This is a genomic window from Leisingera sp. F5 (genome assembly GCF_001593695.1).
On record NZ_LUKH01000409.1, the window covers coordinates 1 to 2,555 of the forward strand.

At 58.5% G+C, this 2,555-nt stretch carries 3 protein-coding genes; 2 read left to right on the forward strand and 1 reads right to left on the reverse strand.

The genetic code is table 11. The features are described 5' to 3' along the window. Positions 1-86: 86 nt before the first annotated feature. A complete protein-coding gene (locus A2I95_RS31055; RefSeq protein WP_367153097.1) occupies positions 87-575 on the reverse strand; it encodes an Lrp/AsnC family transcriptional regulator in 489 nt (162 codons plus the stop codon). A 498-nt stretch (positions 576-1,073) separates the two neighbouring features. Between A2I95_RS31055 and A2I95_RS31060 the strand changes: the two genes are divergently transcribed. Beyond that, a complete protein-coding gene (locus A2I95_RS31060; protein WP_291736018.1) occupies positions 1,074-2,201 on the forward strand; it encodes an aromatic ring-hydroxylating dioxygenase subunit alpha in 1,128 nt (375 codons plus the stop codon). Positions 2,202-2,220: 19 nt separating this feature from the next. Beyond that, the coding region (locus A2I95_RS31065; RefSeq protein ID WP_291736020.1) for a VOC family protein at positions 2,221-2,555 on the forward strand (335 nt) is incomplete at its 3' end.

The window sequence follows — 2,555 nt, forward strand, 5'->3', positions numbered from 1 at the left end:
CTATCGCAAGGGGGCAGGCTCTATCCGGGAATACTTAAACAGCCGAAGGAAACCGTACTGATGAAGCTGCATTCATTTTGCGGGCATCAGCCGCTGGCAGCTTCCTCACAATCCTTCACATCCCGTTTTAGCAGGAACTGGTTCTTAAAGTTCTTCAAGCCAAACATGACGTCCGCCTTTGCGATATCATCGCTGGCGTGGATCTCGTGCTCAAGAAACCCTTTCAGCGCATCAGCGTCATCGCTGACCAGCTCAACGATCAGGTCATAGCGGCCCGCGACCCACAGGATGAAAACGACGCGCGGGTCCCTCTCCAGCCTTTCCGCCACCTGCCGCGGGGTTACCCCGGCTGCGACGTTCAGCCCGATCATCGCGTCGGTGGTGTATTCCGTGGCCACCGGATCCGACATCGCCACGATCCGCAGCATGTTGTTCTCCCGCAGGCCGCTCACCCGGTTGCGGATTGTGCCTTCGGAAACCTCCAGTTTCTGGGCAATTTCTGAAAATGCCATCCGCCCGTCCTGCTGCAGCAGCCGGATGATCTGCTGATTCAGATCGTCCCCTGGAGAACGGATGCTTTGACTGGCGCGCTTGCTGCGCGCAGAGGATTGCTGCTTGCCTGCCATATGCCTGCTGCCCGGTTACTGTATCCGCAACCGACCATAAGCATCCATGGCGGAATTCGCAAACCACTCACGCGGCATTTCCCGTTTCCAGGAGCCTGCAATCCAGCGCCTTCGCCCGGACACGCCGCAAATGCCCTGCTGCAGGCACGGTGTCCGGCAGATCTCCTGCTATAAAAAGCGATTCCCGGCACTGACCCGACTTATACATGCGAATTTCGCACTCACTTGACGCTTTCTGAACAGCTTTCTCCTATTTCTTGTCTGAAAATTCCACAACACGACGAATATCGTAAAAAAATGTTGCCAAATCGTGCGATTTTCGCAAACATGACATCCAAGTCCTGCGAATGGCGCAGAACCTGAAACGGGACAGTCAGTGCAAGAACAGTTTCCATGCGCATGGCCCATAAAGCCGCTGTGCATGTGGCAGTGTCGAAGGGAGGACAAATGACAATTGCCGAAGAAAAAGCACGGGTAGCCGGAGGGCCTCAGCATGGCCTGACCGCGGACGCCTACCGCAGCAAGGGCATCTGGCAACGGGAATGCCAGACGGTCCTGTCCAAGAACTGGGTGTTCATCGGTTTTGCCCATCAGATCGCCAATCCCGGCGATGCCAACCCGGTCAGCTGCGCCGGTCTGCCGTTGTTGACGGTACGCGATCAGGACGACAGCATCCAGGTGTTCCACAACGTCTGCCTGCACCGTTGCATGACGTTGGTGGACAAGCCCAAGAACGTCGGCAAGCTGATCCGCTGCCCCTATCACGCCTGGGCCTATGACCTGGAGGGCCGACTGCGCGCCGCACCGCATTTTGCCGGCACCGGCAAGCAGGAATTTGACGGTTTCGATCTGAAGGAGCACCGCCTGAAGCCTGTGCGCACCCATGTCTGGCACGACTGGATCTTCGTCAATCTGGACGGCAACGCGCCGGAGTTCGAAGAGTATGCCGCACCGCTGATCAACCGTCTTGAAGGGATGGATTTTGCCAAGGTGGAACCGATCGGCCTCCTCGATTTCGGCGAGATCGACACCAACTGGAAACTGATCATGGAGAACTTCATCGAGCCCTACCATGTCCAGTTCGTGCATACCTCGACCACCGACCAGCCGCTGGAGGATCACTATACCATCACCGACGGCAACTGCATCGGCAGCGCCGTGGATCTGAAGGAGGAGATCGGCACCTCCGGCAGCCTCGGAGTCAGCTCGCGCTATCTGACGCTTTATCCCAACTTCATCCTGGGGCGATACTTCCCCGACCAGCTGGGCGTCTACCTGAACGTACCCATCGGCCCCGGCAAGATGCGCCAGTACCGCGCGCTTTACACCACCGAAGGCGAGGAGCTGAGCGCCGAGGAAATCGAATGCCTGAAAACACTTTGGTGGGATGTCCACAAGGAAGACCACGAGATGGTCGAACGCATGTTCGAAGGCCGCAAATCTCCAGTTGCGGCCGATGGCGGCCTGCTGTCGCCCGCCTGGGAAGACAGCGTCCGCGCTTTCCAGGACCTGATTGAACGCGACTTGGCCAGTTCCGGGGCCAGCACTGTGGCAACCGATCCGGCAAACGCCTGAATCAAAAGGAACAAACCAAATGAGTGACCCCATTTCCAAGGGTTTCCGCCTAGCCCACACGATGATGCGGGTGATGGACATGGAGAAATCGCTGGAATTCTACTGCGGAATTCTGGGCATGGAGGTGCTGCGCCGCACCGACTACCCCGAGGGCAAATTCACCAACACCTTCATCGGCTACGGCCCGGAGGCGGAGTCGCCGGCGCTGGAGCTCACCGCAAACTGGGACCAGGAAGAGCCCTATGACAAGGGCAATGGCTGGGGCCATATCTGCATCGAAACGCCGGATGTCTATGCCGCCTGCGAGCAGCTGGCCGCCGCGGGCGTGAAGATCACCCGCCCGCCGGGGCCGAT

Bases quoted from the DNA above. Each gene is read 5' to 3' on its own strand.
- A2I95_RS31060 (WP_291736018.1), top strand. From the start codon at position 1,074: ATGACAATTGCCGAAGAAAAAGCACGGGTAGCCGGAGGGCCTCAGCAT.